Origin of the sequence: Streptomyces sp. NPDC059900 (genome assembly GCF_050270335.1) — a bacterium.
In the GTDB taxonomy this organism is placed as follows: Bacteria; Actinomycetota; Actinomycetes; order Streptomycetales; family Streptomycetaceae; genus Streptomyces.
Genome location: NZ_JBNNJZ010000548.1, coordinates 1 through 5332 on the forward strand (window position 1 = coordinate 1; position 5332 = coordinate 5332).

Annotated in this window: 5 protein-coding genes and 1 pseudogene; 4 read left to right on the forward strand and 2 right to left on the reverse strand. The window is 68.8% G+C overall.

From position 1 onward, the window contains the following. Together ACQKIP_RS38685 and ACQKIP_RS38690 are read right to left on the reverse strand one after the other, a co-directional pair. Positions 1–204 (reverse strand): annotated as a pseudogene (locus ACQKIP_RS38685) (hypothetical protein); the annotation flags it as partial. 18 nt (positions 205–222) lie between these two features. Continuing rightward, positions 223–1077, reverse strand: coding sequence for a GntR family transcriptional regulator (locus ACQKIP_RS38690; RefSeq protein ID WP_365856792.1), 855 nt, complete (start codon positions 1075–1077; stop codon positions 223–225). 255 nt (positions 1078–1332) lie between these two features. Between ACQKIP_RS38690 and ACQKIP_RS38695 the strand changes: the two genes are divergently transcribed. From ACQKIP_RS38695 to ACQKIP_RS38710, 4 genes are all read left to right on the forward strand, one after another. Continuing rightward, positions 1333–2592, forward strand: coding sequence for an extracellular solute-binding protein (locus ACQKIP_RS38695; RefSeq protein WP_365856790.1), 1260 nt, complete (start codon positions 1333–1335; stop codon positions 2590–2592). 77 nt (positions 2593–2669) lie between these two features. Continuing rightward, on the forward strand, positions 2670–3659 hold the full coding sequence (locus ACQKIP_RS38700) for a carbohydrate ABC transporter permease (protein ID WP_365856788.1): 990 nt from the start codon (positions 2670–2672) through the stop codon (positions 3657–3659). Next, on the forward strand, positions 3656–4495 hold the full coding sequence (locus ACQKIP_RS38705) for a carbohydrate ABC transporter permease (RefSeq protein ID WP_365856786.1): 840 nt from the start codon (positions 3656–3658) through the stop codon (positions 4493–4495). The genes ACQKIP_RS38700 and ACQKIP_RS38705 overlap by 4 nt, the downstream gene beginning before the upstream one ends. Before the next feature lie 66 nt (positions 4496–4561). Then, positions 4562–5332: family 20 glycosylhydrolase (locus ACQKIP_RS38710; protein ID WP_427745219.1), on the forward strand; the 771-nt coding region annotated here is incomplete at its 3' end.

The following is a 5332-nucleotide window of genomic DNA, read 5'->3' on the forward strand; positions in this document are numbered from 1 at the left end:
CGTCAGCAGCTCGTCGGATCCCAGCATGTCGCGGGCGTACTCACGGGCGGCACGAAGGTCGTCCCGGTCGGCGGGGCGGATCTCGTTGCGGCCCGGCGGGTATCCGTATGTCAGCTCGAAGGTCGACGTCATCGCGCTCACCGCGTCCGTGATCTCCGCACGCCATCGCGACAACCAGGCAGCAGAGTAGGGGAGCTGGTCCATGACGCGGATCTTTTCATCTCAGGGGTTCCGCTCCTGGATGTCCCCCCGCGTGGACGACGTCACCGCGTCGCCCAGGGTGAAGTCGCCCGGCGGGATGCCCGGGTGGTGGTCGTCGCCGGCGGGCCGGTCCACGGTCGCGGTCGTGGCTGCCGGGCCGAGGGTGAGGCGGGAGACGATGCGGTAGCGATCGCCCCGGTAGAGCGAGTGGACGTATTCGACGGGGCGGCCGGTGGTGTCCGAGGTCAGCCGTTCGAAGAGCAGCGCCGGGGAGAGTTCGGGGACGTCGAGGAGCTTGGCCTCCGCCCGGGTCACGACGGTCGGCTCGATGGCCTGGACGGCCTCGTGGACGTGCACTCCGTGGGTGGCGCGCAGGTGCTCGTAGAGATCCCCGCTTTCCAGTTCGTCGGCCGTGAGGCCGGGGGCCAGCCGGGCCCTGAGGTGCAGATGCTCGATGGCCATCGGGGCGCCGTCGACCAGCCGCAGCCTGGCGACGTAGAGGATCTCCTCGGCGGGTGACATCCGCAGTTTGCGGCCGACCCGGGCGCCGGCCGGCTGGGTGGTGAACTCCAGCAGCCGGCTCGACCATGTGCCGGCCGCCTGCGGAACGGTCAGGGCGCGGCCCCCGGAGACCAGCTCCTGAGTGATCTTCGCGGGCGCGACGAACATGCCGCGGCCGTGTTCGCGCACCAGGAGCCCCGCGGCCACCAGCTCGTCGACCGCCGAGCGCACGGTGGGTCTCGATACCCCGAGCAGGGTGCACAGTGCGCGTTCGGAGGGGATGGCATCTCCGGGGCTGCGTGACTCGATCAGCTCGAGAACGGCGTCGCGGGCCCTCTCCCGCTTGAGCACCGTCCCGGGTACATCGGCATCCATGGTGTCCCCACTGATCTCAGTTGCTTACCAGTTCGGGCGGCCAGTGCCCGAACTGGCCTACTGGTCAGCCCAGTGTAACCGCCCGTCCGGCGAGCGGAACCGCTCTCCGGACCGGATTGATCGCTAATTCTGGTGTCTGCGCAGGGGGTTGACGGTCTCATTGGTCTATGCCACCTTCATCCAGCATTAAGGGACGAGCTGACCAGTGGGCTCCACTGGTCAGGTGGTCAGGTCTTGCTCTCTCCGAGGTGAATCGTGAAGTACCGCTTGCTCGCCGGTAGTTCCGCACTTGTCATGGCCGCCACACTCAGCGCCTGCGGCGGCTCCGCCGACGAGGGCGGCGACGGCCATAAGACGGTCGACGTCTGGCTGATGCGTGACAGCGTCTCGGCCGCCTTCCAGAAGGAGTTCGTCAAGGGCTTCGAAGCCAAGCACCCGAAGATCGACGTCAAGGTCCAGATCCAGGAGTGGGACGGCATCGGCGAAAAGATCACCGCCGCGCTTGCCAGCAACGACGCACCGGACGTGATCGAGGTGGGCAACACCCAGGTGGCGCAGTTCGCCGCCAGCGGAGGGCTGCTCGACCTCAGCGACAGCAAGGAGAAGCTCAAGGGCGAGCACTGGCTCAAAGGCCTTGCCGAGCCCGGTGCGTACGAGGGCAAGCAGTACGGCATCCCCTACTACGCGGCGAACCGCGTCGTCATCTACCGCACCGACCTGTTCAAGAAGGCCGGCGTCGACGCCACCGCCATCAAGACACGCGAACAGTGGATCAAGGCGACCGGGAAGCTGAACAAGGGCAGCACACAGGGCATCTATCTGCCCGGACAGATGTGGTACGCCCTGGGCGGCTTCATCTGGGACGAGGGCGGCGACTTCGCCACCCAGTCCGGCGGCAAGTGGAAGGGCGCCCTCGACACACCCGAGGCCCTGCGCGGCATGGAGTTCTACGCACGCCTCCAGGCGCTTGGCAAAGGCCCCAAGGACGCCGACGAGGACGATCCGCCGCAGGCCCAGGTGATGGCCAAGGGGCAGGTGGCCCAGGTCATCTCCACGCCGGGCGGCGCCAACGCCGTCATCGAGAACAACCCCGGGCTCAAGGACAAGCTGGGCTTCTTCCCGATCCCGGGCAAGACCGCGGACACGCCGGGCGCCGTCTTCACCGGCGGCTCCGACCTGGTCATCCCCGCCGCGGCGGGCGACTCCGACGAGGCCCTGACCATCATCGCCGAACTGACCGGCGACACCTGGCAGAAGAAGCTGGCCGTGGCCATGAGCTATGTGCCCAACCGGACCACGCTGGCATCGGCCGTGGCCGACGACCCCGGCGCCTCGGCGATGGCGGTGGGCGCGGCCAACGGGCATGCGACGCCCAACACCCCCGGCTGGGCCGCGGTGGAGGCCGAGAACCCGATCAAGGACTACATGACCGCGGCACTCGTCGGCGGGGACGCCGCCAAGGAGGCGGCCAAGGCATCGGCGGCCATCACCCGGGCCATGAACGCCCGCTCCTGACCCCTGCCGCTCCCCCGTGCCCCACTCCATGACTCCGCCTGCCCTGCTGCGCGGAGCCCGTCGAGAGGAGACGTGCCGTGCCGGCCACCCGTGAGCGGTCCGCAGCACGCACCCCCCAGAGCCGCACGGCGACCGACCTCTCCCGGCGCTCGCCGCGGCGCGCGCCCCGGCAGCGGCCCGCACGCAGCTTCTGGCCCTACGCCCTGATCGCACCGGCGATCGGCGGCATGCTCTACCTCTTGGTCTACCCGCTGCTGCGGGCCGTGCTGATCTCATTGCAGGACTTCGGTCTGCGCCAACTCATCAGCGGAGACGCCGAGTTCGTGGGGCTGCGGAACTACCGGGCGCTGCTGTCCGATCCGCGGTTCTGGGAAGTGGTCGCCCGCACCTTCGCCTTCATGGCCGTCAACGTCGCACTGATCATGTCGATCTCCACCCTGGTCGCCCTGATGACGGAGCGGCTGGCGAAGGCGGGCCGCACGGTGGTGCTGTGCGCCCTGGTGCTGGCCTGGGCGATGCCCGTGGTGGCGGCCACCACCGTGTTCCAGTGGCTGTTCCACTCCGAATTCGGCATCGTCAACTGGCTGCTGACCTCGCTCGGCTTCGACTCCTTCGACCGCTACCCGTGGTTCGCCAACGGCGGTGCCGCCTTCGCGATCCTCGTCGTACTGATCGTCTGGCAGTCCGTGCCCTTCGCCGCGATCACCCTCTACTCGGCGCTCACCACCGTGCCTACCGAGCTGTACGAGTCCGCCCGCCTGGACGGGGCGTCGGGGGCCCGGATCTTCCGCTCGGTCACCTTCCCGATGCTCCGGCCGATCTTCGTCCTCGTCTTCTCGCTCGAGGTGATCTGGACGTTCAAGGCGTTCGTCCAGATCTGGGTGATGACCCGCGGGGGCCCGGGCGACGCCACCACGATCCTGCCCGTGTACGCGGTCCAGACGGCACTCTCCAGCCAGCGCTACGACCTGGGCTCGGCGGCATCCATGCTCACCGTGGTCCTGATGTCCGGGGTGCTCGTCCTCTACTTCCGCCAGATGTTCCGTCAGGAGGACGAATCGCAATGACCCTTCTGCGTCCCCGGGTTCGCCGGATCCCGCTGAACCTCGCCGCGTGCGTGACCGTCGTGGTGTGTCTGTTCCCGGTGTACTGGATGATCTCGACGGCCTTCAAACCGTCGAGGGACATCCAGTCCGACCACCCGCAACTCGTCCCGCATACCTGGACACTCGACCACTTCCGCAAAGCGGTACAGGCCGACGGCTTTGAACTCTTCTGGCGCAACAGCGTCCTGGTCACCCTCGCGGCGGTACTGCTGTCGCTGGTGGTCGCGCTGGGGGCGGCCTTCGCCGTCGCGCGGATGCGCTGGAGGGGCCGGCGGCAGTTCATGCTCATGGTCTTCATCGCGCAGATGGCCCCGTGGGAATCGCTGATCATCCCCATCTACATCATCTCCCGCGACACCGGCATGCTCGACCGGCTGCCGACCCTGACGCTGGTCTACTTCATGATCACGCTGCCCTTCACGATCGTAGTGCTGCGGGGCTTCATCGCCACCATTCCGCCCGAGCTGGAGGAGGCGGCGCAGGTCGACGGCTGCACCCGGACCGGGGCCTTCGGGCGGGTGGCCCTGCCCCTGCTCATGCCCGGACTCCTGGCCACCTCCCTCTTCGGCTTCATCACCGCGTGGAACGAATTCGCCTACGCCAACTTCCTGATCATCAAGGAGCAGGACAACCGCACCCTGCCGGTCTGGCTCTCCTCGTTCCAGAACACCTTCGGGACCGACTGGGGCGCGACCATGGCCGCCTCCACGCTGTTCGCCCTGCCCGCGCTCGTGATCTTCCTGCTGCTCCAGCGCCATGTCACCTCCGGCTTCGCCGCCGGCGCCGTCAAGGGCTGACCCGCTCCGCACACCCGCCAGGAGCGGGCACGAACCACCGACGTCCACCCCCGGAGGCCTGCCAGCATGTCCGCATCCCACCCCGAACGCTCCCTCGTGCCCCGCCCCCGCAAAGTCTCCCTGCGCCCCGGCCGCTTCCTCCTCGACCGGCATACGACCGTGCGGTCCCAGCCCGGCACCCGCCCGGCAGCCGATCTCCTGCGCACCCTGCTGACACCGGCCACCGGACTGCCGCTGGCTCCCGCCGCCGACGGACAGCTCGTGCTGGCCCTCGACAGCCGCCTGAGCGGTCTCGGCGAGGAGGGATACGGGATCACCATCGGCCCCCGAACCGTGGTGCTGCGGGCCCGGCAGCTCACCGGCCTGCTCCGCGCCGTTCAGACGATCCGTCAACTGCTGCCCGCCCGGGCCCTGTCCGGCCGCTCGCCGGACGGCTCCTTCGAGCTGCCCTGCGTCGAGATCAGCGACGTACCGCGCCACCCCTGGCGCGGCGCGATGCTCGATGTCGCCAGGCACTTCCAGCCCGTCTCCTACCTCCTCAGATACGTGGACCTCCTCGCCTTCCACAAACTCAACACCCTGCACCTGCACCTCACCGACGACCAGGGCTGGCGCATGCCGGTCGACGCCTACCCGCGCCTGAGCTCGGTCGGCGCCCACCGCAGCCAGTCGATGACCACACCGCCGGGCCAGGGCGCCGCACGCTTCGACGGCGTTCCGCACTCGGGGACGTACACCAAACAGGAGCTGCGCACCCTGGTGAGCTACGCGGCGGCCCGCGGCGTGCGTGTGGTGCCGGAGATCGAGATGCCCGGCAATTTTCGTTTGGTGTTGTTC

Coding starts and splice junctions, on each gene's coding strand:
- ACQKIP_RS38690 (WP_365856792.1), bottom strand. CDS start 1,077: ATGGATGCCGATGTACCCGGGACGGTGCTCAAGCGGGAGAGGGCCCGC.
- ACQKIP_RS38705 (WP_365856786.1), top strand. CDS start 3,656: ATGACCCTTCTGCGTCCCCGGGTTCGCCGGATCCCGCTGAACCTCGCC.